The 25,673-nt window shown below is 45.3% G+C and carries 18 protein-coding genes; 12 read left to right on the top strand and 6 right to left on the bottom strand.

Features of this window, described 5'->3' with window-relative positions:
• Nucleotides 1-160: 160 nt before the first annotated feature.
• Nucleotides 161-1,177: a LacI family DNA-binding transcriptional regulator gene (locus tag IEY09_RS02995; RefSeq protein ID WP_037421020.1), complete on the bottom strand. Its 1,017-nt coding sequence runs from the start codon at nucleotides 1,175-1,177 to the stop codon at nucleotides 161-163.
• 426 nt (nucleotides 1,178-1,603) lie between these two features.
• Between IEY09_RS02995 and IEY09_RS02990 the strand changes: the two genes are divergently transcribed.
• The 3 genes from IEY09_RS02990 (at nucleotide 1,604) to IEY09_RS02980 (ending at nucleotide 6,573) form a co-directional block, all read left to right on the top strand.
• On the top strand, nucleotides 1,604-4,228 hold the full coding sequence (locus IEY09_RS02990; RefSeq protein ID WP_037421023.1) for a TonB-dependent receptor: 2,625 nt from the start codon (nucleotides 1,604-1,606) through the stop codon (nucleotides 4,226-4,228).
• A gap of 96 nt (nucleotides 4,229-4,324) precedes the next feature.
• Nucleotides 4,325-5,848: a tryptophan halogenase family protein gene (locus tag IEY09_RS02985; protein WP_188869785.1), complete on the top strand. Its 1,524-nt coding sequence runs from the start codon at nucleotides 4,325-4,327 to the stop codon at nucleotides 5,846-5,848.
• A 35-nt stretch (nucleotides 5,849-5,883) separates the two neighbouring features.
• Nucleotides 5,884-6,573, top strand: coding sequence for a SapC family protein (locus tag IEY09_RS02980; RefSeq protein WP_037421029.1), 690 nt, complete (start codon nucleotides 5,884-5,886; stop codon nucleotides 6,571-6,573).
• Nucleotides 6,574-6,633: 60 nt separating this feature from the next.
• On the opposite strand, the gene IEY09_RS02975 is transcribed toward IEY09_RS02980, so the two are convergent.
• Nucleotides 6,634-7,542: a sulfite exporter TauE/SafE family protein gene (locus tag IEY09_RS02975; protein WP_144376118.1), complete on the bottom strand. Its 909-nt coding sequence runs from the start codon at nucleotides 7,540-7,542 to the stop codon at nucleotides 6,634-6,636.
• A gap of 490 nt (nucleotides 7,543-8,032) precedes the next feature.
• Between IEY09_RS02975 and IEY09_RS02970 the strand changes: the two genes are divergently transcribed.
• The 8 genes from IEY09_RS02970 (at nucleotide 8,033) to nagP (ending at nucleotide 19,567) form a co-directional block, all read left to right on the top strand.
• The gene (locus IEY09_RS02970; protein WP_188869783.1) at nucleotides 8,033-9,022 is read left to right on the top strand and encodes a substrate-binding periplasmic protein; all 990 of its coding nucleotides are present in this window, start codon (nucleotides 8,033-8,035) and stop codon (nucleotides 9,020-9,022) included.
• Nucleotides 9,022-10,509 (top strand): methyl-accepting chemotaxis protein, encoded by a 1,488-nt coding sequence (locus IEY09_RS02965; RefSeq protein WP_188869781.1) that lies wholly within the window; start codon nucleotides 9,022-9,024, stop codon nucleotides 10,507-10,509. The genes IEY09_RS02970 and IEY09_RS02965 overlap by 1 nt, the downstream gene beginning before the upstream one ends.
• A 28-nt stretch (nucleotides 10,510-10,537) precedes the next feature.
• Entirely contained in the window at nucleotides 10,538-13,228 is a 2,691-nt protein-coding gene (locus IEY09_RS02960; protein WP_188869779.1) for a beta-N-acetylhexosaminidase, read from the top strand.
• Between the two features lie 222 nt (nucleotides 13,229-13,450).
• Nucleotides 13,451-14,359 (top strand): N-acetylglucosamine kinase, encoded by a 909-nt coding sequence (gene nagK / locus IEY09_RS02955; RefSeq protein WP_037431467.1) that lies wholly within the window; start codon nucleotides 13,451-13,453, stop codon nucleotides 14,357-14,359.
• A gap of 58 nt (nucleotides 14,360-14,417) precedes the next feature.
• On the top strand, nucleotides 14,418-15,416 hold the full coding sequence (gene nagB-II, locus IEY09_RS02950; protein ID WP_188869777.1) for a glucosamine-6-phosphate deaminase NagB-II: 999 nt from the start codon (nucleotides 14,418-14,420) through the stop codon (nucleotides 15,414-15,416).
• Nucleotides 15,417-15,458: 42 nt separating this feature from the next.
• Nucleotides 15,459-16,595, top strand: a complete 1,137-nt coding sequence (nagA, locus tag IEY09_RS02945) for an N-acetylglucosamine-6-phosphate deacetylase (protein WP_188869774.1) — start codon at nucleotides 15,459-15,461, stop codon at nucleotides 16,593-16,595.
• Between the two features lie 137 nt (nucleotides 16,596-16,732).
• On the top strand, nucleotides 16,733-17,920 hold the full coding sequence (gene nagX, locus IEY09_RS02940; RefSeq protein WP_188869772.1) for a transmembrane glucosamine N-acetyltransferase NagX: 1,188 nt from the start codon (nucleotides 16,733-16,735) through the stop codon (nucleotides 17,918-17,920).
• 339 nt (nucleotides 17,921-18,259) lie between these two features.
• Nucleotides 18,260-19,567, top strand: coding sequence for an N-acetylglucosamine MFS transporter NagP (gene nagP, locus IEY09_RS02935; RefSeq protein WP_055648328.1), 1,308 nt, complete (start codon nucleotides 18,260-18,262; stop codon nucleotides 19,565-19,567).
• 92 nt (nucleotides 19,568-19,659) lie between these two features.
• Here the strand turns inward: nagP and IEY09_RS02930 are convergent, their stop codons facing one another.
• From IEY09_RS02930 to aptA, 4 genes are all read right to left on the bottom strand, one after another.
• Entirely contained in the window at nucleotides 19,660-20,382 is a 723-nt protein-coding gene (locus IEY09_RS02930; protein ID WP_055648319.1) for a TorF family putative porin, read from the bottom strand.
• A 179-nt stretch (nucleotides 20,383-20,561) separates the two neighbouring features.
• Nucleotides 20,562-20,933, bottom strand: coding sequence for a cupin domain-containing protein (locus IEY09_RS02925; RefSeq protein ID WP_055648318.1), 372 nt, complete (start codon nucleotides 20,931-20,933; stop codon nucleotides 20,562-20,564).
• Nucleotides 20,934-20,946: 13 nt separating this feature from the next.
• Nucleotides 20,947-22,437 (bottom strand): CoA-acylating methylmalonate-semialdehyde dehydrogenase, encoded by a 1,491-nt coding sequence (locus IEY09_RS02920; protein ID WP_188869770.1) that lies wholly within the window; start codon nucleotides 22,435-22,437, stop codon nucleotides 20,947-20,949.
• A 51-nt stretch (nucleotides 22,438-22,488) separates the two neighbouring features.
• Nucleotides 22,489-23,829, bottom strand: coding sequence for an omega-aminotransferase AptA (gene aptA / locus IEY09_RS02915; RefSeq protein ID WP_188869768.1), 1,341 nt, complete (start codon nucleotides 23,827-23,829; stop codon nucleotides 22,489-22,491).
• 281 nt (nucleotides 23,830-24,110) lie between these two features.
• On the opposite strand from aptA, the gene IEY09_RS02910 reads away from it, so the two are divergent.
• Nucleotides 24,111-25,607 (top strand): aldehyde dehydrogenase, encoded by a 1,497-nt coding sequence (locus IEY09_RS02910; RefSeq protein ID WP_188869766.1) that lies wholly within the window; start codon nucleotides 24,111-24,113, stop codon nucleotides 25,605-25,607.
• Nucleotides 25,608-25,673 lie beyond the last annotated feature (66 nt).

The following is a 25,673-nucleotide window of genomic DNA, read 5'->3' as shown; positions in this document are numbered from 1 at the left end:
TAAACACGAGTGAGCTATGCTCTCTCGTGTTTTTAGTATGGCATTTTTCGATATTGGATTTGATATTACTGCTACTAGAGAATCCGTTTACGTACTACGACGACAATGCGCCACTTTTGCATCTCACACTACGAATATAAGTCTAAAACATCAATATATCCTAGTGTTTAGGTGAGGCAGAAGAATCGCGGATAACTGGCTCTGGGGTAAATGTTTTTGCAAATTTAGCATCTAGCTCACGACGTTTATCGATTAACAGTTCTGTCGCAACTTGGGCAATTTCAGAATTGGGTTGATGAACAGTGGTAAGCTTCGGCCAAGTTTGGCGTGAAAATGGGCTATCTTCGAATCCTACAATCGACAAGTCACCAGGAATATCAAGCCCTGCTAAACGTGCGGCAAAAAGTGCTCCTGCTGCAATTTCGTCGTTACAAGCAACAATCGCAGTAGGACGATTTTTAAGTTTAATCAGGATATTTGCGCCTTCGACCCCCGATTCAAATGAGTATTTCCCTTCAATTATGTAATCCTCATTCAGAATTAGATGGTTTTTTGTTAATGCTTGTTTATAGCCAAGTAATCGTTCTTTAGTGGATTCGTGGTGCAAATCACCACTTATAAAAGCGATATTTTTATGGCCCAAATCAATCAAATGCTGGGTTATTTCAACCGCCCCCGACTTGTCATTCACTAAAATGGTGAGCCCATCTGGCTCTTTAACTCCTTCCCCTGCAATAATGCGGACATAATTTGCATCGATCTCGTTGAGAGATTTCAGTACTTTTGGATCTTCTGAAAGTGGCGGTGTTAACACTAAACCTGCAAGCCTCGAATGTTTAACAAGCTGAGTCAGCTCATCACAAATTGTGTCAGATTTAGCATTACAAGGGTGGATAACAAGCTCGTAGCCTTTATCTTTACATGCCGATAAAATCCCATTTTGCATATCAATAATGTAATACGCGTTAGGATTATCATAAATAAAACCAATAGCATAGGATTTTGTCCCTGCCAGATTTCTTGCGGCAAGATTGGGCTGATAATTTAATGCTTTAATGGCCTCGTTCACTTTATCAATCGTGGCTTGTTTCACCGATGGCTCATTATTGGTTACGCGGGAAACTGTCTTGATTGACACTCCAGCATATTTAGCGACGTCGTTGATAGTGACTTTCATTGATCTAAAAACTCTTTATTCGAATTTGCGAAGGGCTAGCAGATTGATGAACCTCAATCCTTTAAGCGTAATTTACAAGCCGACAGCGTTGTCAGTTAACTTTTTATTATGTTGCTTATAGTGCGAGCATTTATGCCGTATAGCAATGCTCATTTGTTACAAACTGCGGCATTTTTCAACTGTTAACACTCGGTTATAAGTTGTAATTTTACATCAAATTATTTAAGTGATTATTTTTGCTTAAATATATTCAGATTCTATCCTGCCAAAGTCAGTGTTATGACATTTTTTTTCGTCCAGAGTTATTTTGTTGTGGCAAGGCTGTTAATTATTGTGTAATGTTTGCTCTAGACATGACAGCGTTGTCATTCCATCGGAATGGTTATGAATACTAAAACGATAATAAAGTTATGGAAGGGAAACGAGATGCGACCATCATCCTTTAAGAAAAGTGTACTAGCTACAAACATTGCTATCCTCCTCGGCAGCGCGGTTTCAATCAGTGCTGTCGCTGCAGAAGCAGCTGCAACTGCTGCCGCTCCTGAAAATATTGAAAAAATTGAAGTGCGTGGTATGAGAGCTTCAATGAAAGCTTCTGTTAACGACAAACGTTTTTCTGACGCTGTTGTTGATGCTGTGACCGCTGAAGATATTGGTAAATTTCCTGACGGTGACGTGGGGGAGTCTTTAGGCCGTATTCCTGGTGTTGCGGTAAACCGTCAGTTTGGCCAAGGTCAACAAGTTTCTATTCGAGGTGCTTCTAGCCAACTTACTAGCACATTATTAAATGGGCATTCTGTCGCCTCAACAGGATGGTTTGATCAACAAGCCATTGATCGCAGTTTTAATTACAGCTTACTTCCTCCCGAATTAGTTGGTGGTATAGAGGTCAAGAAATCTTCTCAGGCTGATGTTGCAGAGGGCGGTATTGGCGGCACAGTGTTAGTTAAGACTCGTAAGCCGCTTGATTTAGAAGCTAATTCTGTATTTTTAAGTGCGAAAGGTGATTACGGTACTGTTTCTGAAGCGACAGATCCGCAGACTTCAGGTTTATATAGCTGGAAAACGGAAGACGAAAAATTTGGCTTTTTAGTTGCTGGTTCATTAGATAAAACTGAATACCAACGTAATGGTATTGAGTCGTTACTTGGTTGGGGGGAAATTGTTCCTACAACTTTCCAACAAGACCGTGAACGCACTGCTGTTAATGCTGCTTTCCAATACAGACCAACTGATAGCCTTGAGTTCGGTCTAAATGTTATGAGTTTGCAGCTTGATGCAAACAATGCCAATACGTCAATTTTCTTATTCCCGACCCAACAGGGTGAAAACAAGTGTCTTAAGAAAAATGCCGCAGGTGTTTGTACTTTAGTTGAGCATACCGATAAAGGTGGTTTTGCATGGGCACAAACTTGGGCTCGTAAGGCAAGCATGTCCTCTGATACAGTGGACCTCGATTTTGCATATCAAGCTGATGCCTATAAGTTAGAAGGCCGTATCGGTAAGACTAAAGCTGAGGGTGGTACCGATTTGACATCCAACTATGGTCAGTCTATTGGTAAAGCGGCTGATTTTGCGGGTATTTACGATGCAACTGGTGATGTTATCAAAATTGACATCGCTAATAATGCTTTCGATGCCAGTGATTTCAATGGCAAGTTGGAAACTGCGGGTTGGGCATTGAAAAAACAACCTAATACTGATGAAGAGTCATTTGCGACCTTTGATATAACCGTTCCAGTTGAGTTTGGTGTTATTACCTCAATTAAATCAGGTATTAGTTATGCTGATCATGACGTAACTCAAACGACTGAAGCTGCGCAATCATCAAATATTACTGCAAAAGACGCCTCTGAATATTACTCAGGAACTATATCATCAGGTGCAGGTTTTACCTTACCTAAGCCTATCTTTGACAATATGATCAGAGATGCTTACGCCGCCATTGATGGCTTTACTTTAGACAAATCTGGTTACGGTACGCTTCAAGAGAAAAACTTAGCTCTATACACTATGGCCACATTTGCTGGTGAAGGTGTACGGGGTAATTTCGGTTTAAGATATATCTCTACCGATGTTGAATCGGATTATTACGCATTCAGCACAAAAGGTACTTATGCCGATGATTTAAGTACAGATAAGGCAAGCTATAATGATGTTTTACCAAGCGTAAACATTGCATTTGATTTAGCAAGCGATTTAATTTTAAGAGCATCAGCAGCACAAGTTATGTCTCGCCCTAACTACGCAGATCTTTTTGCGACTTCTAAATTACCTGGTTTTAACGACGGTACTCCAGGTAACGAAAAGAAAGTAACTGGGAGTGTGAATCTGTTGCCATTTAAAGCCTCTCAAGCAGATTTAAGCTTAGAGTGGTATTTCAGCGGCGAAGGTTTATTTGCAGCAACTTACTTTATTAAAGATGTTAGTTCATTTATTTCAACCCGTGAAAAATTAAATCAACAAATTGGTATTGAAGATCCAAACTTAGTGAGTCAAGGTGGTAGCTCCTGTGGTGCAGGTATATATGACTGTTGGACAGTGAGTGAAAACTATAATGCTACAGGTGGTTCAATCGATGGTATTGAACTGCAATTACTAGATTCATTCGATAACGGTTTTGGTTACTCCGCTAACTACACCTTTGCCGATGCAACCTCACCTGCTGAAAATTATGCTGATCGTGTAGGAGTGTTCTCAGACTCATCTAAGCACACTGTAAACTTAGTCGGTTACTACGAGATGGATGATTTCTCTGCTCGTATAGCATATAACTGGCGTTCAGAGTATATGATGCGTGAATTACCAGGTTTCTACGGTAACCGCGAGCATCAAGCTTATGGCACAGTAGATTTAAGTGCTAACTATAATGTGACAGATTATCTATCTGTAACATTTGAAGTCGTTAACTTACTTGAAGAAGACAGTATTCAGAAAGGTGTTTCACCTGTTGATGCAGAAGGTGTTATTAGTGAATTTAAAGATAACTACCCAGTATGGAGCTTCGATGGTGAAGCTCGCTACAAGCTTGGTGTAGCGTTACGCTTCTAATTCAATTTAATCACGAAAAAGCCTAGCATTCGCTAGGCTTTTTATTATCAATAAATTTAATAATAAACTTAGGTTTCTCCAATTTAGAGGCTCGTGATGACAATCAGAAAAATAGCTATTATAGGTGGCGGTACTTCAGGTTGGTTAGCGGCGAACCACTTAGGCCGAGCATTGAAGGGGCGTTCTGGGTTATCTATTTCAGTGATTGAATCTCCTGATATTCCTATTATTGGTGTCGGGGAAGGTACAGTGCCTTCGATTAGAAAATCATTACAGAGTTTTGGTATTAGTGAGTCAGAATTTATTCGAACATGCGATGTCACGTTTAAACAGTCTATTAAATTTGTGAACTGGTTAGATAAATCGCGTCACGGTAAGCATAATTTTTATCATCATCTATTCGATATCATTAATTTACACCAAGGTGACGCTGTATCGACGTGGTTGGCCGAACAAAGCGGATATTTTGCCGATTTTGTTTCCCCACAGCATTTAGCTTGCGAAGCGGCTAAAGCACCAAAGCTCATTACTACGCCAGAATATGCTGGTGTTTTAGGCTATGCCTATCACCTCAATGCAGCAAAGTTTGCCAAATTACTCGCTAAAAATGCCATTGAGAAATTTAATGTAGAGCATATTTTAACGACGGTACACGACGTGTGCTTAGGTGTAGATGGCGCTATCGAGTCATTGCAGACTGAGCAGGGGAATCTATCTTTTGATTTCTATATTGATTGCAGTGGCTTTGAATCTATTTTGTTAGCTAAGGCATTAAAAGTGCCATTTATCAGTAAAGCGCAGCAACTTTTTATTGATACGGCATTAGTTGCGCAAATTCCGACTCAGCCTGCTGATGTTATTCCTCCTTATACTAAAGCAACAGCACATCAAGCCGGGTGGATTTGGGATATTGCGCTTACCCAGCGCCGCGGTACAGGATTTGTATATTCATCAGCGCATATGAATCAAACTGAAGCTGAACAAAAGTTTGACCGTTATCTTGGTGGTAAACTTGCCGATATTCCCCATCGCAAAATCCCTATGACGGTAGGCTATCGTCAACAATTTTGGGTCAAAAACTGCGTTGCATTAGGGCTGGCACAGGGCTTTTTAGAACCCATAGAAGCGACTTCAATTTTATTAACGGACTTTTCTGCTCGATTTCTTGCTGAACGTTTCCCTGCTAATAAAGATGAGGTGGATTACTTATCAATGCGTTTTAATCGCACTGTTAACCACGCATGGGAAAGGGTCGTCGAATTTGCCAAATTGCATTATTGTTTGTCAGATAGAAATGACTCGGCATTTTGGCTTGATAATCAGCGTGAAGAGACAATTCCTGAGCCGTTAAAAGAGCGGCTTAACATGTGGAAGTCATTTAGCCCTATTGCAGAGGATTTCCCCTCAAAGTTTGAGGTGTTTAACTTAGATAATTACTTATATGTTCTTTATGGGATGAAATATCCGACTCAACCGCATGATAGAGGTTTAGTCGCAAAAGCTAATTTGAATGCTTATATGAGTAACATGTCTAATGTGAAGCGCCAAATGTTTGAGGGGTTACCAGAACATAGAGAATTGATTGATAAGATTTGTACTTATGGCTTGCAAGCTATCTAAGCGCTTTAATTTAATGTGTAAAAAGGAAAAATAAAATGAAAACACAATTTGTACCTTTAAATGACGCAAGTCATAAAAATTTAGCGATTGGGGATAAGGTTGATTACAGCCTTTTTGAAACCATGCATATGCTCCCTCTTCAGGTTCAAGAGTTTATGTCTGCTGCGACCAGTTTCCCTATCGTGTTTACAAAAAACGCTCAAACTGGTGAGTTCCTCTCCATTGCGATTACTGCACTTAAGCCTAATACTAATAAGTTACTCAAAAACGGTCAGTGGCAATGTCGCTATTTACCTATTCAAGTTCAATTGTATCCTTTTGGAATGAGTTATATAGATAACGACAAAGTTATCTTGGGTGTCGATGTCAATAATTCATCAGTGGCAGAACATGAAGCGCATCGTTTATTTGATGATTCAGGCAATCAAACGGTTTATTTATCAAAAAAACTTGAATTGGCGAGTTTACAGGCTAGTTATCATGAGATGACAAAGTACTTTATCAAAGTGTTACTCAATCATGGACTGTTGCAACCACGTACATTAACAGTGACTACACTTGATGGCACTAAAACCAATATTGATGGAATATATACCATTGACGAAGGAAAACTGCAGCAGTTAGATGATACGACATTACTTGATTTTGCTAAACGAGGTTTCTATTCGGCTATTTACGCGCATCTTTGCTCATTAAATTTAATTGATTTAGTGATGGAAAAATAAACTCAATTTTATATAGTTCGTTTTAATAATATTAAAGCGAACTATTGTAATTGAGGCTATTTAGTTTGCTAGCATCACACTCCCAGTCAAAATAATCCAGCTTGCAAAAAACAGTTTTAAGGTTTTGACTGGAAGATATAGCGCCAGCTTGCGGGCTAACAATCCTCCGATAATTGCACCGGGTCCTGCAAATAGCACTAATTCATATAAAGCGTGACTGTGGTCGGAGAACACGTGTATTGGGCTTGCCGACCAAACGGTTATGGCTGATACCACAACGCCAACCGCGACCGCCATCTTGGCGCAGATACCTCGTAACATCAGATAGATTACAATCAGTTCACCTACACCAACAGACAACCAAGCGGTGATGATCCCGCCAAAGTAACCAATAACCGCTAAACAAAAATAGTCTATGGATTTAAGACTATTACTTTGCAGATAGCGGTGTTGACTGCTGAAAATGATTGCTATCCCAAGTGCGATAGAGAAAAGGCTAAAACTGGTGTGGAGCGAAGAGGGCGAAGTCAGTTGCCATAACTCGCTGCTCCAAAGGCCGAGTACTGAAAAGCATGCACAAAGCAAGATACATGGAATAAAACCATACCAAGTTTTATCCATATGGTGATGCCGTTGATAGTATTTTGACCATGAAATTGCGCCAGCAGTCATGCCAAAACACTGGATCATAAAAGACGTTGAAACGCTTTGAGTTTCGGTAAAATCTAAACTAGAGAAAACAGGGATGAAAATAACGCCTCCGCCTGCTCCAGTTGAATTAGCAAAGATAGCTCCTGTTATTCCTAAAAATATAAACTTGCCATATTCTTTAATTAACTCAAATGGTTGTGCGAATTGAACAAACCAAACTATCCATGTGCTTAACAGAGTGAGCAGTACCGTTAACGACCGATAATATTGGCCGCTGAAGGTGTTTTTACGCTTAAAGGTAGGGATATATGTGAGCATCTTTTTAAGATAACTGAGTGTGTCGTTTGAGTTGTTGCGCCTATGTTATCAGTCAAAGACAGCGTTGTCACATAGGTTGATAAATATAGATTTAAATTTAACAAATTGAAATTTAAAGAATAAATTTATTTTTCTTAAAAATATAAAGCTAATTGTCAAAAAAATGTAGAAATCCTGTTCTTTCTTGTGTAATTTAATGAATGACAACGCTGTCATCTGCTTGTGTGATGCGTTGTTTAGTAAGGTCTGCATGAAGAGGATGAGGTCTCCTTATTCATGTGTTTGGCAGAAGTATTGCTGGTCGGGCGGCGGTACGTTTGTCTTTAATATTTGATAGTCTCTCCCCAGAAACTAGCGTTGGCTGGGTACTGTAAGCAGTGCCCAGCCATTTTTTTAGGTAGAGCGACCTTGCTTAGTATAAGCAAACAAGTTAGCGGCATTAATAAATAAAACTCGCTGGATTTTCCAGTTATAAAAGAGGCTGCGATTCATGGTTATTCATATTGCTACATTGCTTTGCAGCGTAGTGACAACTCTGGCTAAGCGTTTGTTGATGTCCATCTTGAGACTCTGGCCGAGCGTTATGCTGTGTGCGTTGAGTTTCACCGCGATAGCCGCTGTGGAGCAAATGTCGTTCACGCTTACTAATGCTGCTTTTGCGGCTGGCACTTCTTCGGCAAGCAATCCCACTCCTATCAAGATAGTGACTACCATCCAACAGCAATGGCAGTTTAATCTGCTTAAAGAGGCGCTGCGCCGCTCCGGCAAGCCGTATCAAGTAGAACAAATGTCGACGCAGATGAACCAAAAACGCAATGCAGAAGAAGCACTTGCCGGCACTGTTGACGTATTTTGGAGCATGACTTCCAAAGAGCTTGAGGAAACCATGCTGCCCGTACGGATCCCACTGTTTAAGGGATTGCTTGGTAACAGATTATTAATTATCCGTAAGAGTGATGAGGCTAAGTTTGCCAACGTAAAAACACTGGCGGATTTTAAACAATTAACCGCTGGGCAAAACCGTTATTGGCCCGATGCGAGCATTCTCGAAGCCAATGATGTGCCGTTGGTAACGAGCTATCAGTACACCAATCTATACCCGATGTTAGAAGGTGGACGGTTCGACTACCTTGCGCTTGGCGCACAGGAAATCGGCGATGAACTTGCGAGCCACCCCGATCCCGCACTTAAGATTGATAGCCATATCCTGCTGCAATATCGCTCTCCGGCCTATTTTTTTGTCTCACCAAAACGCCCCGAGTTAGCTGAGGCAATCTTAGCGGGGCTTGAACACATGATTAGCGACGGTAGCTTCGATGAAATGTTTAATCGTGAACTTAAGATTGAGCAGCTCTACCGTGATGCGCAGTTTGAGCGGCGCGTGATTATCCGCTTAGATACGCCAGATTTACATCCCTTAACGCCGATTGAACGCCAGGAGCTGTGGTTAGATCTATTTAGTATGCAAGGTGCAACATAATGAAAAATTTAGCCTTAAAAGTACAAATTGGGCTAGCTGCGGCGATATTTACGATCGTGAGCGCCTTGTTTGGAGCATCCTATTGGTTGGCGAGCGATAAGCTAATGAGCAGCGAAATGGCCTTTGAAGACAATACGGTCGCTAATCTGCAAGTCACAATGGCACAGCCGATTTTTACCTACGATTACGAACAGATCCGGGCTGTATTATCCGTCATGTTAAAGTCTGAACAAATTTATCAAATTACCGTTGTGGATCATCGCGGTAAGCTGCTCGCAGAGGATAAACAAGCCGAGGAAGTTGCCGTCAACTATCTACAAACAAGAGAGTTACAGTTCAGCGACCAAGGTAATCCTACCGGACGCTTAACCATTACTTTTTCCATTTTGCCCGTAAAAGCGCAGTTATCCGAGTTGTTGCTGAGCTACTTTATACAGGCTTTGTTGATTTTAGCGGGCAGCCTCTTCGTTATTTTCATTATTTTAAAGCGTTTAGTGATCACCCCATTAGATAAGGTTGTCACCGCGTTAGAAGAGATTGCTAATGGTGATGGCGATTTAAGTCATCGATTACCCGTTGAAACTGAAGATGAAATTGGCAAGCTCGCCAATGCTTTCAACGGTTTTGTCGAACACATTCACGGCACGATTTCAAGGGTGCATGAAACCTCTGCTCTGCTATTGGGCGATGCTAAAGCGCTGGGCACGTTGTCGCAAAGTAACAACCAGCGTGTGCAAGCTCAGCTTAAAGAAACCGAAGCCGCGGTCACGGCCGTGACTCAATTGAGTGCCAGTGCCAACGAAGTGGCCATCAATGCTAAACGTACCGCCGATGCGGCAACCCAAGCCGATAGGGCGGTTGACGATGGCCAGCGTCAGTTTGACTCGGGCTTAGCCATTACTCGCCAACTTGCGGCTGAGTTAACACGTTCGGCTCAGTCGGTGTCGCAGTTACAACAGGAAACGCAGCGTATTGATGAAGTTGTGGTGGTGATCAGCAGCATTGCTGAGCAGACTAATCTGCTGGCGTTAAATGCCGCGATTGAAGCTGCCAGAGCGGGTGAGCAGGGGCGTGGTTTTGCCGTCGTTGCCGATGAAGTGCGCTCTTTAGCGAGTCGCACCCAACAGGCGACGGGAGAAATCCAAAAAATGATCCAACAGGTGCAGAGCCGAGTTGCCGAAACCGTGAATGTGATGCAATCGAGTCAGACTCTCTCCAATCAAGGGGTCAACCGTTCGGAAGAAATTAAACTCGTTCTATCTAAAGTGACTGATTTAGTTTCAAATATCAGTAATATGAATATCGAAGTTTCCCATGCGGCGCAGGAGCAGACCTGTGTCACCGAAGCGATTTCTCGTACATTAAATGATCTTGCCAATGTCTCAGGTTCAGCCTCCCTCGATAGTGAGCATCTAGCACAATCGAGTGAGCGACTGTTTCACCAAGGGGAAAGACTGCGGACGTTAGTAACTTCCTTCAGATTGTAGCCATTTCTGAAGCTAGAAAAGGAATATCATGAATAAAACGATTGCCGCCACCGCCATTTTATTTGCATTAGGTTTAAGTGCCTGTAGCCAAGCGCCTAAAACAGTGAATGTGCCAGTGCCAAGCTCAGCCGAGCTCGCCACGCCTGCGTCATTAACCCAAGCGCAATTGCAGCAGTTTGGGGATACCTTGGGCGTGAGTTATCGCGTGCTCACTAACCGACCCGATAATAACTGTGACAAAGCCGCCGCTGAAGGTCGTTGTTTTGTAGCTGAAATTGATTTTGCCCCTGGCGTTGATCTCAAAGGTCACGACTGGGCGATTTATTTTAGCCAGATGCGTCCGGTGCAATCGGTTGAGGGCAAAGAGTTTTCCATCACTCATGTCAAGGGCGATCTTTATCGGATAACGCCTACTGAGGCATTCAGCGGTTTTAACAAAGGGGTTAAAAAGACCTTAAGGTTCCGTGGTGAGCTTTGGCAACTGTCCGAAACCGATGCTATGCCAAACTATTACATCGTTGCTGGGGATTTATCGCCAGTGGTGATTGCCAGCACGCAAGTGAAGCAAGATCCTGAAACGGGGATGGAAGTGCGCCACTATGTTGAGGCGTACACCGATATGGTGAAGCAGTATCGCCGTACTGATGCGGATAAATTAGTGCCTGCGACCGCATCACAGCTATTTAGCAATAACCAAAATGTCAGTGAAGATGCCAGTTTAGCGGTCAATACCATTATTCCCACGCCGCAAAAAGTCGCGATCCATTCTCATGATAAAGCGGTATCACTCACCTCTGGCATTACATTGGATGTCGCGTCAGTATTGAGTCCATCTGCTGGAAATCAGTCTTTTAAAACCGAGCAAGTGGCTGCGGCGCTTGAACGCTTAGCACGTTTGGGCGTTAAAGAGTCAGAACAAGGCTTAGTGGTGAAATTGAGCTGGCGCCAAGGTGCAGAGAGCAGTTATCTGCTGGATATCAAACCCGATGGTATCAAGATTGCCGCAGGTGATGCGGCAGGATTTTCCTATGCGCTATCGTCACTTGCCAGTTTGATTGATGTGCAAGAGCTGCGCGTAAATGCGATGACAATTGAAGATAGCCCAAGATATCCATTCCGCGGTATGCATATCGATGTGGCCCGTAATTTCCACAGTAAGGCGATGATTTTTGCGCTGATTGATCAAATGGCGGCTTACAAACTCAACAAATTACATCTGCATATGGCCGATGATGAAGGTTGGCGCTTAGAGATTGATGGTCTGCCTGAACTGACCGATATTGGTAGTAAGCGTTGCCACGATCTTGAGGAAACTACCTGTTTGTTACCGCAGCTTGGCAGTGGGCCTGTTGCGGAGTCGAGCGTTAATGGTTTCTATAGCAAACAAGACTATATCGATATAGTCAAATATGCCGATGCCCGCCAAATTCAAGTGATCCCTTCGATGGACATGCCTGGCCATAGTCGCGCAGCGATAAAATCCATGGAGGCGCGTTACCGTAAATTACTCGCCCAAGGTAAGCCTACGGAGGCGAAAACCTATTTGTTGTCGGATGCGGCTGATACGACTGTGTATTCTTCGGTGCAGTATTACAACGACAACACCCTGAATGTCTGTATGGAATCGACCTATCAATTTGTCGATAAAGTGATTGATGAAATTGCCAAATTACACCAAGCCGCGGGTCAACCATTAACTCGATACCATATCGGCGCCGACGAAACCGCTGGGGCGTGGAAGCAATCTCCTGAGTGTTTATCCTTTGTAGCCAATAACGATAAAGGCGTGAAATCCATCGAGGATTTAGGCGCTTACTTTATTGAGCGGATATCGAATCAACTGGCGGAAAAAGGCATTGAAGCCGCAGGTTGGAGTGATGGCATGAGCCATGTTCGCCCAAGTTATATGCCAGCTAAAGTCCAATCTAATATTTGGGATGTGATCGCCTATAAAGGATATGAGCATGCCAATCAGCAAGTGAACAACGGTTGGGATGTGGTGCTCTCTAATCCTGAAGTGCTGTATTTTGATTTTCCCTACGAAGCCGATCCTAAAGAGCACGGCTATTACTGGGCAAGCCGTGCCACCAACGCGCACAAAGTATTTAGCTTTATGCCGGATAACTTAGTGGCGAATGCGGAGCAGTGGACCGACTTGCAAAATCTGCCTTTCGAAGCCGACGATAGGGCAAGAACCGATGAGAAAGGCAAAAAATCTGGACCACGGGAGCAAGGTAAAAACTTTGCTGGTTTACAGGGGCAATTGTGGAGTGAAACCATTCGCAGCAACGATACCGTTGAGTACATGATTTTCCCGCGTTTATTGATGCTGGCTGAGCGTGCTTGGCATCAAGCAGAGTGGGAAGTGCCTTACCAATATCAAGGTGCATTGTATAACCAAAGCACTGGGCACTTTACTGCGGCAATGCGTGACGCGCAGGCACAATCTTGGCTGCAAATGGCTAACACCTTAGGACATAAGGAGTTTATCAAACTCGATAAAGCGGGTATCGATTACCGAGTGCCGACTGTCGGTGCCGAGATCCGTGACGGTAAACTGTTTGCCAACGTGGCTTATCCAGGACTTAAGATTGAGTGGCGACAAGCGAGTGGGCAATGGCAATCCTATCAAGCAGGGCAGGCGGTAACTGCGCCCGTTGAGATCCGTGCTATTGCTGCTGATGGTATCCGCAAAGGCAGAAGCTTAATCGTTAATTAATCTGTTATGTATCTTGCTGTATTTTAAAAGAAAAGTACAGCCTTTTTCTTTTTCACTTTCAGTCAATTCTTTCGCCTGACATTTGATTATAAATTGCTTCAAAAAGTAAATGACAACGCTGTCATTTTTACTGTAACATTGAGTTAACTAAAGTTGAGTGTCGTATTAACGGCATAAGTATAAGCAACGGTAGCGCTGCATTAAGAGATGAAGAGGGATGTCATGGGGTTAGTCCAGACAAAAGATCAACAACTGTTTATCGGTGTTGATGGGGGCGGCAGTAAGTGCCGAGCCACTATCTATACTGCGGACGGTACCGTTTTAGGGACAGGTGTTGCTGGGCGCGCTAATCCGCTGCATGGTCTTGCACAAGCATTTGCATCGATTGAAGCATCGACTCGCCAAGCTCTGTTGGATGCGGGCATGAAGGAAACCGATAGCCATTTACTCGTTGCGGGCTTAGGGCTGGCGGGAGTCAATGTGCCGCGCCTGTATCAGGACGTGATCAGCTGGCAGCATCCGTTTGCTGCCATGTATGTCACTACGGATCTTCATACCGCTTGTATCGGTGCACACCGCGGCGCGGATGGTGCGGTGATCATTACGGGTACGGGGTCTTGCGGTTATGCCCATGTAGGTGATGACAGCTTAAGTATTGGTGGCCACGGTTTTGCGCTGGGTGATAAGGGCAGCGGTGCTTGGCTTGGCTTAAAAGCCGCCGAGCATGTGTTACTCGCCCTCGATGGCTTTGCCGCGCCGACTGCTTTAACCAAGATGCTGTTAAACCATTTTGGGGTAAGTGATGCCTTGGGCATCGTCGAGCATCTCGCCGGTAAGTCTTCGAGTTGCTATGCCGAATTAGCCAGAAGCGTACTCGATTGTGCAAACGCGGGTGATGAAGTCGCTCGCGGGATTGTGCAGGAAGGAGCCGATTACATCAGTGAAATGGCACGCAAGCTGTTTAGCCTCAATCCGGTGCGTTTTTCGATGATCGGTGGCCTTGCCGAACCGCTACAGGCCTGGCTTGGCAGCGATGTGGTAGCAAAGATTTCTGAAACCTTAGCACCGCCAGAATTGGGTGCCATGTACTTCGCTCAGCAGCAATTTAACTCAATCAACATTAATGAATAAGCCGTTTTAGCGCATCAGTGCTAAAGCAATACCCGTATTGATTTGTAAGGTAAATAACATGACAAACACTATTATGGAGCAAGAAGCTCGCACCGCGCCGCAGAAGATTGCGGGTCAGTTAGCCGCTAACGCCGATTTAATGCAGCAGTTAGGTGAAAAACTGCGTGCTTTCGATCCCCGTTTTGTGATGATTGTGGGCCGTGGTTCATCGGACCATGCGGGTGTATTTGCTAAATATCTTTTTGAAATTGAAGTCGGCGTGCCAACGTTTGCCGCCGCGCCATCGGTAGCCAGCGTTTATGGTAAAACCTTGAAGTTAGAAGGCGGATTAGTGATTGTGATTTCACAATCTGGCCGTAGCCCTGATATTTTAGCCCAAGCGCGTATGGCGAAAAACGCAGGCGCGTTTTGTGTGGCGTTAGTGAACGATGAAACCGCACCAATTAAGGACATCGTCGATGTGGTGGTACCATTACGTGCAGGCGAAGAAAAAGCCGTAGCTGCAACAAAGAGCTACCTTGCGACTCTGTCGGCGATTCTACAATTAGCCTCGGCGTGGACGCAGAGCGAATCCCTCGCCGCAGCGGTAAGCTCTTTACCACAAGCGCTGCAAACGGCGGTTGATGCTGAGCCACAACTGACGCCTGAATCAGTTGAAAACGTTAAAAACTTAGTCGTGTTAGGCCGTGGCTTAGGTTATGCGGTGTCTAAGGAAATTGCGCTTAAGTTAAAAGAAGTGTGCTCAATCCACGCTGAAGCCTTCAGTAGCGCAGAGTTTCTCCATGGTCCAGTGACCTTAGTTGAGAAAAAACTCACGATTGTGGATGTGTGCATTGGCGATGAGTCTTACGCTAGCCATATCGAACAGATTGAAAATGTGAGCCAACGTGGTGCCGATTTAGTCCATTTAAATCAAACATCGACGGATATTCATCCACGTGTGGCGCCGTTAGCCCTGTTACAACGTTTTTATATCGACGTGGCCGCAGTTGCGATTGCCCGTGGTATTGACCCTGACCAACCCGCAGGGCTGAAAAAAGTCACTCAAACGCTGTAATGGCTGGCCGTTATCGCCGCGTTAATTTGAAAAGAGGTTTGGATGAAATTCACCTTAATTGCCGAGCAACTGTTTGATGGTGAAGCCTTCCATCGGGATGTGCCAGTCACCATTGAAGATGGGCTGATAGCCAGCTTAGACACCGCATCGGGTGCTAAGGAAATTCGCTACCCAGGCACCCTAGTGCCAGGGTTTATCGATGTGCAAGTTAACGGCGGTGGCGGCGCGTTATTCAATAGCAGCCCAACGGTTGCTTGCATTGAAACCATACGCAAGGCGCATGCTCGCTTTGGTACCACAGGCTTTTTACCCACGCTGATTACCGATAATGTGCAGGTGATGGCTAAGGCGGCCGATGCCGTTGCTCTTGCGGTTGCGCAAAAAAGTGCAGGCGTATTAGGCGTACATTTTGAAGGCCCGCATCTTTCGGTACCTAAAAAAGGCGTGCATCCACAAGGCTTTATCCGTGAGATCACCGAGGCTGAACTGGCGATTTTTTGCCGTCAGGATTTAGGTATTCGAGTGGTGACCTTAGCACCTGAAAATGTCTCGCCCGAGGTGATCCGCCTGTTGGTGGCGTCGGGCGTTAAAGTGTGTTTGGGCCACTCCAATGCGGACTACGATACGGTTGTTGCGGCTTTAAAGGCTGGGGCGACAGGTTTTACCCATTTATATAATGCGATGTCACCCTTAGGTTCCCGCGAGCCTGGTGTGGTGGGTGCGGCAATTGAGAGCGAAACCGCTTGGTGTGGTTTGATTGTCGATGGTCATCATGTGCATCCCGCTGCAGCTCGTGTTGCCCTACGTGCCAAACCCCGTGGCAAAGTGATGTTGGTGACCGATGCTATGCCGCCTGTGGGTCTGGATGATGAAACCAGTTTTGAGCTGTTTGGTACACAGGTGCTGCGTGTCGGCGACAGATTAAATGCGGTGACGGGTGAACTGGCTGGCTGTGTGTTAGATATGGCAAGTGCGGTCCATAATACGGTGAATATGCTAGGTTTACCGCTCGGTGAGGCCTTGCGGATGGCATCTTTGTATCCAGCCGAGTTCCTTGGCATTGCCGAGAGCGTCGGTCGGTTAGCCGTAGGGCAGCGTGCCGATTTAGTGCTGCTAGATAATCAACACAAAGTGCTGGCCAACTATATTGCTGGAAATGCGGTTTATGTTCGCCCTTAGTGTGTTGAGTCCGTAAAGCGTTCACCTTGGCCCTTGTCGTATTTTGATGACAGGGGCTAAGTTTTTTTATTGTACAGTCTGCATTTTGCTCTACATCTTGAAAAATAAATTAAATAACAATAATAAAGGATAATGGTATGAGTACGACTGCGCCGGAATCTGTCGCCAATGCGGGCGTTAATGCTCAGGATGCTGCCGCGAAAAAGCGTCAGCCAAAGCCAAGATTGATGTCCCTTGATGCCCTACGCGGGTTTGATATGTTTTGGATTTTAGGTGGCGAAGCCCTATTTGGCGCCTTGCTTATTTTGACTGGCTGGGCGGGCTGGCAATGGGGTGATACCCAAATGCATCATAGTGAGTGGAATGGCTTTCGCTTCTATGATTTGATTTTTCCGCTGTTTATTTTCCTCTCCGGTGTTGCCCTTGGATTATCGCCAAAACGCTTAGATAAACTGCCGATGCATGAGCGCCTGCCTGTGTATCGTCATGGCGTTAAGCGGCTGTTTTTGCTATTGTTGCTTGGTATTCTTTATAACCATGGTTGGGGAGCGGGAGCACCTGCCGACCCTGAAAAAATCCGTTATGCTAGTGTATTAGGCCGTATTGCCTTTGCGTGGTTTTTTGCCGCCTTGCTGGTGTGGCATACCCGTTTACGGACCCAAGTGCTGGTGGCTCTAGGCATATTAGTGGCCTATGGCGCGGCGCAACTCTGGTTACCGTTTCCTGGTGGACAGGCGGGTGTGTTATCACCCACTGAGTCAATCAATGCTTATGTGGATAGCCTTTTATTGCCGGGTGTGAGTTATCAAGGAAGAACGCCCGATCCTGAAGGCCTGTTATCGACACTGCCCGCCGTAGTCAATGCCTTAGCTGGTGTGTTTGTCGGTCACTTTATTGTGAAATCTCATCCTAAAGGTGAGTGGGCTAAAGTCGGCCTATTGAGTGTTGCCGGTGGTGTTTGTTTAGCCTTAGGTTGGTTGCTGGATGGGGTCATTCCCGTCAATAAAGATCTGTGGACAAGCTCTTTTGTGTTGGTTACTAGCGGTTGGAGCATGCTGTTGTTAGCACTGTTTTATGCCCTAGTGGATGTACTGAAATGGCAAAAGCTCGTCTTTGTGTTTGTGGTGATTGGTACTAACGCCATCATTATTTATTTGGCATCGAGCCTAGTGGATTGGAAGTATATTGCCCAAAGTGTGTTTGGTGGCGTTATCGCGGTATTGCCGGAAAATGCTCAACCTTTAGCTGCCGTGATTGGTTTGCTCACCGTTCAATGGTTAGTGCTGTATTGGATGTATCGGCGCAAGATTTTTGTGCGGATTTAATCTTTCGTTATTTTGTGCTTTCAACAGGCCGCAGAGTAAACTCTGCGGCTTTTTTATTTCACATGAGTTATTCGTCGTATGTGTCTTTTGCTTTAAATCAGTAGTGAGTGAAAGTTTAGGAGCCACAGTGGCGTTTAACGCGGTATTTTAGGATTAAATTGCAAATGACAGCGTTGTCTTTTTGTGTTGTTTGTTTTAACATCACTGAAACAATGGTGAGTTCGAATGATAACATTAGCCATTGCAGATGAGTTGCAATAGGGATGTGTGCAATACTCAGCGGATTTTTGTCCCGCAATCACCTTAAAATTAATTACTATAAGAAGCAGGTTTATGGAAATGACACTCGATAAAAGCCAGCAGAAAAGCAGTTTTATCCCCATGGCGATAGTGGCAGCACTCTTTTTCATCCTCGGGTTTGCAACCTGGTTGAATGGTTCTTTAATGCCCTATTTAAAACAAATTTTGCAACTCAATCCCTTCCAAGCTTCATTAATCCTGTTTTCTTTCTATATCGCGGTGACTTTTACTGCACTGCCCTCGGCTTGGCTTATCCGTAAAGTGGGCTACAAAAATGGGATGGCCTTGGGTATGGGCGTGATGATGCTCGCGGGTTTACTGTTTATTCCAGCGGCGAAGACCCAAGTCTTCGCCCTATTTTTATTTGCTCAACTAGTGATGGGGGCGGGGCAGACGTTACTGCAAACCGCAGTAAATCCTTATGTTGTTCGTCTTGGGCCTGAAGAGTCTGCGGCGGCGCGTGTTAGCGTGATGGGTATTTTGAACAAAGGTGCGGGGGTGATTGCACCGTTAGTGTTCTCAGCGTTGATTTTAGATAGTTTTAAAGACCGTATCGGCACAACATTAACGCAAGTACAAATTGATGAAATGGCCAATAGTTTGGTTTTTCCTTACTTAGGCATGGCGGTGTTTATCGGTGTTTTAGCCTTGGCGGTGAAAAAATCCCCATTACCAGAATTATCTAATGAAGATGAAGTCGCTGAGCATACAGATAAAAGCCAGATTAAAGCGGCGTTATCTCACCCTAACTTAGCATTTGGTGTGTTGGCATTGTTTGTGTACGTAGCGGTAGAGGTGATCGCTGGCGATACTATAGGTACCTTTGCGCTATCTTTAGGCGTTGAGCATTACGGGGTCATGACCTCATACACTATGGTTTGCATGGTGCTGGGTTATACGCTGGGGATTATCCTTATCCCTCGCATTATTTCTCAACCGACAGCGCTGATGATTTCCGCAATTTTAGGCATATTACTCACCTTAGGCATTCTGTTTGGGGATAACAATTCCTACGCTATTGCTAACACTTTGTTGGTGCCTTTTGGGGGCGTAGCTTTACCTGATACCTTGCTATTGATTGCTTTCTTAGGATTAGCCAATGCGATTGTATGGCCTGCCGTATGGCCTCTTGCTTTGTCGGGCATGGGCAAATTGACGAGTACGGGTTCTGCGCTCCTTATCATGGGGATTGCCGGCGGTGCCTTTGGTCCAGTGTCTTGGGGTTTAATGAGTTCGGCAACCGAAATGGGGCAGCAGGGCGGGTATATGGTGATGTTACCTTGTTATCTGTTTATTCTCTTCTATGCAGTCAAAGGCCATAAGATGCGCAGTTGGTCTTCAAATTAATAATACATTCATGACAAAAATAACTAAGCCCTCGAAAGAGGGCTTTTTAATGACTTTTGTACTAGGGTGTTTTGTCTAATGAGATAACCCTATTAGAAAGCGTAACTAACGCTCGCGAGGACGGTATCGTCGTTTTGGTATACACCGTCGGAGACTTTTTGATCGCCACTTAAATCTGTGCCAAGCCAAGCAAGTGAAAGGCCAAATCCCATTAATTCCGTGGAGACACCAACAGAATAGTCGGAGTAACTATCGAAGCCTTCACCATCATCTAATGCATCGCCAACGTTGTAGCCGTAATGCAGATCGAGATTCCAGTTTTCGACAAACTCATAGGAATAATTGACTTCACCGTAGTGGTAATCTAAATCAGTGCCACCGTAGTCATTGGTATACCAATAGGCTACGCGAAATCCGCTAAACTCGACGCCAGCCGTTACTTCGAAATAGCCAAGATCACTCTCGCCCGAATAGTTATAGCGGTTCAGTGTCACGTCGTAGCTGACGTTATCATTGATATCACCGCCGTAGGCAACATAGAAGTCATACTCAACATCTGGGCCATTATAACCAGGTTCATCAAAGTCGACGTTACTGGCCCAGGCGCCGACGGAAAATCCTGATTCAAAACTCCAGTCTATTCCACCTTGTACAGCGGGATCTCCAGCGGTTTGCGAGACACCGCGGAAGCGATAATCGTTAGTTAAGCTAATCTCACCAGACACTTCTGCACTGGCTATGCTGGAAAATAAGCTGGTAGTAAGCGCGAGTCCAGCAAGTTGTGCTAGCCGTTTTTTCTGTAGGTTGTTATTCACGGTATTTCTCCCATTTTCTTGATTGACACGGATGCACAAGCTTCTTTTATGTTTTAAAACAGGTCTGTACATCCGATAATTTGCCAAACAACAGCCAAGGAAACTCCGTTGCTGTGACCTCATGGCGGTAAAGCTAACTCACTTTAACTTTGTTCATTGAGGCAAAATGCACCTCTGTATTACTGTGAGTTTTGTTCGAAGATGACATACACCTTGCGACAGGGGGTGACGACTTGCCACACACCTTGAAATCCCGCTGGAATAATAAAGCGATCACCTACGCTAAAGGTTTGAGATTGTCCCTCAAGATCGGTGATCACACTGGTTCCTTCGAGAATTTCACAATACTCATATTCAGTGTAGTTGATTTTCCAAGCGCCTGATTCACTTTGCCAAATTCCACTATGGAATTGATTACAAGGGCTAGAATAATGATTTTGCAATTGCTGGGTGGGATTGCCTGCAATACGCTTTTCAGGGGCGACTTGATAGCTCTCCACTGGCGATTGTGCGCTGGCAAAGCGAATGATCGACGTGACGCTCACTGTCATAAATGGCTCCGGATTATTTCATGGTGGGCATAACAAACTCAGCTTGAGTCTGTTTGCCTACAGGCCAGCGAGCGGTAATGGCTTTGCGTTTGGTATAAAAACGAACACCATCAGGGCCATGCATATGCAAAGGACCAAAGAGCGAACGCTTCCAACCACCAAATGAATGGAAGGCCATAGGCACAGGAATAGGAACGTTAACGCCGACCATACCCACCTGCACATGGTGACAAAAATGACGGGCAGCCTCACCGCTTTGGGTGAAAATGGCGGTGCCGTTGCCAAATTCATGTTGGTTGATAAGTGTAAGTGCACTGGGATAATCGTTGACTCGAACAATAGATAGCACAGGGCCAAAGATTTCTTCGCGATAGATCCGCATATCCGGCGTGACATGGTCGAATAAACACGCCCCTAAGAAGTAACCTTGTTGATGATCGGCAACGGTTAATTGTCGGCCGTCTACCAGTAAGGTTGCTCCTTCCTGAACTCCAGTTTCTACATAGTCAGTGACTTTGGCTAAGTGTTGTTTAGAAATAAGGGGGCCCATTTCCATCTCTGGCGTGAGGCCATTGCCCACTTTTAATTGTTGGATTTGTGGTAATAACTTGTCGACCAGTTTATCGCCCACATCGCCCACAGCCAACACCACCGATATCGCCATACAACGCTCGCCTGCACTGCCGTAGGCTGCGCCCATCAGTGCACTTACCGCTTGATCTAAATCCGCGTCTGGCATCAGCAGCATATGGTTTTTGGCACCGCCTAAGGCTTGTACCCGTTTACCGTGTTTGGATGCGGTGCTGTAGATATACTCAGCGATTGGAGTGGAACCAACAAAGCTTATGGCTTGCACATCTGGATGAGTGAGCAGGGTATCGACGGCCTCTTTGTCGCCATTGATCACGTTAAACACTCCATCAGGTAAGCCAGCTTGTTTGAGCAACTCGGCAATCCGCATCACTGAACTTGGATCTTTTTCTGAGGGTTTCATAATAAAGGTGTTGCCGCAGGCAATGGCGATTGGGAACATCCACATGGGAACCATCACGGGGAAGTTAAAGGGCGCTATGCCAGCGACAACACCTAAAGCTTGATTAACGGACCAGGAGTCCACACCACCGCCAACCTGTTGCGTGTGCTCCCCTTTGAGTAAGTGCGGGATACCACAGGCAAATTCGACAACTTCGAGGCCGCGGATAAGTTCTCCTTTGGCATCATCGATCACTTTGCCGTGCTCTAGGGTGATGAGCTGCGCCAGTTCATCCATATGCTGCTCGACTAACGCTTTGAATTTAAAAAGCACACGGGCGCGATTAAGGGGCGTTACCTGTGACCAAGTCTCAAAGGCCGCTTTGGCGATGGCAATCGCGGCAGCGACTTCATCGCTGCTGGCGAGGGATACTTGACCTCGGCATTCGCCAGTGGCCGGTTCAAAAATTTCTTGGCTTCTTGTACTCGCTGGAGTGTGTTGGCCATTCACATAGTGGGTAATCTTAAGCATACCTAACCTTTCTTTTCCCTAATTTCTGGGCGTGTGATTGAAAATTGTGCATCATCCAACGGCATGAATGGCATCGCTGAGACTATTTACCATTTGGTCAATTTGATGTTTCTCAACAATGAGTGGTGGGGACATGGCGATAATATCGCCTGTTGCCCGCACGAGCGTGCCTTGATGAAAACAGCGCTCGAACACCCGATAACCACGTTTGCCAACGCCTTCGTTATTAGGTGCAAGCTGGAAACCCGCAACTAATCCGGTGTTGCGAATATCAATCACATTGGGTAACCCTTTGAGGCTATGAACAGCCTCTTCAAAATAACGTTCAAGTTCGAAGCTGCGTTCAAACAACTGCTCATTTTCGTAGATTGAGAGCGTGGCGAGTGCTGCGGCGGCAGCGACTGGATGGCCCGAATAGGTATAACCGTGGAAAAATTCAATCAGTTCGGTTGGCCCTTGCATGCAAGTATCGTGGATATAATCCTGCACAAACACGGCGCCCATGGGGATGGCGCCATTATTAATGGCTTTGGCTGTGGTGATTATGTCGGGGATAACGCCCCAACGTTGGCTGGCGAATGCTGCACCTACACGGCCAAATGCGGTAATGACTTCATCGAAAATCAATAAGATGCCGTGTTTTTTAGTGATTTCACGTAAGCGTTTTAAGTAGCCTTGAGGTGGTAAAATTACCCCTGCAGAACCTGACATAGGTTCAACAATAACGGCAGCAATATTTTCGGCGCCATGGAGTGTGACTAATTGTTCTAATACCTCTGCTTTTTCAGCACCGAGGCTTGGTAAGCCACGGCTAAAGGCTGAATGTTGAATATCTAAAGTGTGAGGCAGGTGATCCACGCCTTGCAATAGCTGGCCGCTGAAGGCTTTACGGTTATTGCTTAAACCACCCACCGAGATCCCACCAAATCCTACGCCATGGTAACCCATTTCACGACCAATAAAGCGGGTGCGTGACGCTTGGCCATTGGCTCTATGGTAGCAAAGTGCCATTTTAAGCGCGGTATCTACCGACTCAGAGCCTGAGTTGGTAAAGAATACTTTGTTGAGTCCTTCAGGGCTGAGTTCGGTTAAACGCTCTGCCAATTCAAAAGCGATGGGATGGCCCATTTGGAAGGAGGGGGCGTAATCCATTTCTCGAATTTGTTTGCTGACGGCCTCACTGATCTCACGTCGACCATGGCCCGCATTACAACACCATAACCCCGCGGTTGAGTCTAATACCTTGTTGCCATTGATATCTGTGTAATGCATGCCTTCAGCTTTGGCGAGTAATCGAGGGCTCGCTTTAAATTGGCGATTGGCGGTAAAAGGCATCCAATAGTGTTCAAGTGAAGGATGCTCGTGGGCGAGATTGTTGGGTGAGTCGGCCATAGATGTTTACCTTGTCCTTTTCCTTGTTAAATGGGGTCAGGTCTTCGTTAAGAGTGGCTAATATTTGCTATGCTATGTTAGAAATAATGAACATGGAAGAGGCGTGTGCAGTTATTTGTGGCAAAAATGCTATTTTTGTAAAAAATATTGAATTTTGATGTCTTAAAAGCGTAATCTAGGCAGCAGTTACAGCCTTAGGTCATCTTTGGCAGTTGTTAGTCGAGATAGCCCTTATCCCAATAAAGATAAAATAAACGAATACAAACGATTAAGAGGTCATCATGAGTACACCTAAAACACGGAGCGATTGGGAAAACCTCGCTGCAAGCCTAGCAATCAATGGTAAGGCTTTTATTAACGGCGAGTATCGAGATGCGACATCAGGCAATACCTTTGATTGCATCAGTCCAATCGATGGCCGTTTATTAGCGCAAGTTGCCAGTTGCGATTTGATGGACGCCAATATCGCCGTGGCTAATGCTCGTGAGGTTTTTGAGTCTGGGGTATGGTCAAAGGCTACGCCTGTTAAACGTAAACAAGTGATGATCCGTTTTGCCGAGTTATTGGAAGAAAATGCCAATGAACTCGCTCTGTTAGAAACGTTGGATATGGGTAAACCGATACGTTTTTCAAAGGCGGTAGATATTGCCGGCGCTGCCCGTGCCATCCGTTGGTCGGGGGAAGCCATTGATAAACTCTACGATGAGCTGGCGCCGACGGCACATAATGAAATCGGCATGATTACTCGTGAACCCGTGGGCGTGGTGGCAGCGATTGTGCCTTGGAATTTCCCGCTACTAATGGCCTGCTGGAAGTTAGGCCCAGCACTCGTGACGGGGAACAGTGTTATCCTTAAACCCTCTGAAAAATCACCGCTCACCGCCATTCGTATTGCCGAGCTTGCCGTTCAAGCTGGGATCCCTAAAGGTGTACTAAACGTGCTCCCCGGTTATGGCCATACCGTCGGCAAAGCACTGGCGCTGCATATGGACGTGGATACCTTAGTCTTTACTGGCTCAACAAAAATCGCCAAGCAATTAATGATTTATGCTGGCGAGTCGAATATGAAGCGGGTCTGGTTAGAGGCGGGCGGTAAAAGCCCGAACATCGTATTTAACGATGCGCCTGATCTTAAAGCAGCGGCTGTGGCTGCCGCTGAAGCCATTGCTTTTAACCAAGGTGAAGTTTGTACCGCAGGCTCGCGTTTACTGGTGGAAGCTGGTGTTAAAGATCAGCTGATTGCACTTATAGCAGAAGAGCTCGCCACGTGGCAGCCTGGGCATCCACTGGATCCTGCTACCGTTAGCGGCGCAGTGGTCGATAAGCAGCAATTAGATACCATCTTAAGCTATATCAAGGCGGGCCAAGATGAGGGCGCGAGCTTAGTGCATGGTGGACAACAAGTGCTGGCCGAAACGGGCGGTGTGTATGTGCAGCCAACGGTATTTTCAAATGTGAAAAACCAAATGAAAATTGCCAGTGAGGAAATCTTTGGCCCTGTATTATCTGTCATTGAATTCAATGGTATGGAGGAGGCGATTGCGATCGCTAACGATACCATTTACGGCTTAGCGGCAGGTGTTTGGACAGCGGATATCAGCAAGGCGCATAAAACGGCTAAAGCATTGCGTAGTGGTATGGTGTGGATTAACCATTATGATGGCGGCGATATGACAGCACCTTTCGGTGGATATAAGCAATCGGGTAATGGCCGAGATAAATCTCTACACTCCTTTGATAAATACACTGAAATCAAGGCAACGTGGATAGTGCTATAAGTGGATAGTGCGATAACGCTTTAACGCATACTTGGCCTCTTTCAATGTTATTGAAAGGGGCTTTTT

Origin of the sequence: Shewanella xiamenensis (assembly GCF_014647135.1) — a bacterium.
GTDB classification, from domain to species: Bacteria; Pseudomonadota; Gammaproteobacteria; order Enterobacterales; family Shewanellaceae; genus Shewanella; species Shewanella xiamenensis.
The sequence above is the reverse complement of the archived record's forward strand: the minus strand, read 5'-3'. Positions and strand labels throughout refer to the sequence as shown.

What these genes read in the sequence shown, in the direction of transcription:
- IEY09_RS02995 (WP_037421020.1), bottom strand. Translation starts at nt 1,177, where the DNA reads ATGAAAGTCACTATCAACGACGTCGCTAAATATGCTGGAGTGTCAATC.
- IEY09_RS02990 (WP_037421023.1), top strand. Translation starts at nt 1,604, where the DNA reads ATGCGACCATCATCCTTTAAGAAAAGTGTACTAGCTACAAACATTGCT.
- IEY09_RS02985 (WP_188869785.1), top strand. Translation starts at nt 4,325, where the DNA reads ATGACAATCAGAAAAATAGCTATTATAGGTGGCGGTACTTCAGGTTGG.
- IEY09_RS02980 (WP_037421029.1), top strand. Translation starts at nt 5,884, where the DNA reads ATGAAAACACAATTTGTACCTTTAAATGACGCAAGTCATAAAAATTTA.
- IEY09_RS02975 (WP_144376118.1), bottom strand. Translation starts at nt 7,542, where the DNA reads ATGCTCACATATATCCCTACCTTTAAGCGTAAAAACACCTTCAGCGGC.
- IEY09_RS02970 (WP_188869783.1), top strand. Translation starts at nt 8,033, where the DNA reads ATGGTTATTCATATTGCTACATTGCTTTGCAGCGTAGTGACAACTCTG.
- IEY09_RS02965 (WP_188869781.1), top strand. Translation starts at nt 9,022, where the DNA reads ATGAAAAATTTAGCCTTAAAAGTACAAATTGGGCTAGCTGCGGCGATA.
- IEY09_RS02960 (WP_188869779.1), top strand. Translation starts at nt 10,538, where the DNA reads ATGAATAAAACGATTGCCGCCACCGCCATTTTATTTGCATTAGGTTTA.
- nagK (WP_037431467.1), top strand. Translation starts at nt 13,451, where the DNA reads ATGGGGTTAGTCCAGACAAAAGATCAACAACTGTTTATCGGTGTTGAT.
- nagB-II (WP_188869777.1), top strand. Translation starts at nt 14,418, where the DNA reads ATGACAAACACTATTATGGAGCAAGAAGCTCGCACCGCGCCGCAGAAG.
- nagA (WP_188869774.1), top strand. Translation starts at nt 15,459, where the DNA reads ATGAAATTCACCTTAATTGCCGAGCAACTGTTTGATGGTGAAGCCTTC.
- nagX (WP_188869772.1), top strand. Translation starts at nt 16,733, where the DNA reads ATGAGTACGACTGCGCCGGAATCTGTCGCCAATGCGGGCGTTAATGCT.
- nagP (WP_055648328.1), top strand. Translation starts at nt 18,260, where the DNA reads ATGACACTCGATAAAAGCCAGCAGAAAAGCAGTTTTATCCCCATGGCG.
- IEY09_RS02925 (WP_055648318.1), bottom strand. Translation starts at nt 20,933, where the DNA reads ATGACAGTGAGCGTCACGTCGATCATTCGCTTTGCCAGCGCACAATCG.
- IEY09_RS02920 (WP_188869770.1), bottom strand. Translation starts at nt 22,437, where the DNA reads ATGCTTAAGATTACCCACTATGTGAATGGCCAACACACTCCAGCGAGT.
- aptA (WP_188869768.1), bottom strand. Translation starts at nt 23,829, where the DNA reads ATGGCCGACTCACCCAACAATCTCGCCCACGAGCATCCTTCACTTGAA.
- IEY09_RS02910 (WP_188869766.1), top strand. Translation starts at nt 24,111, where the DNA reads ATGAGTACACCTAAAACACGGAGCGATTGGGAAAACCTCGCTGCAAGC.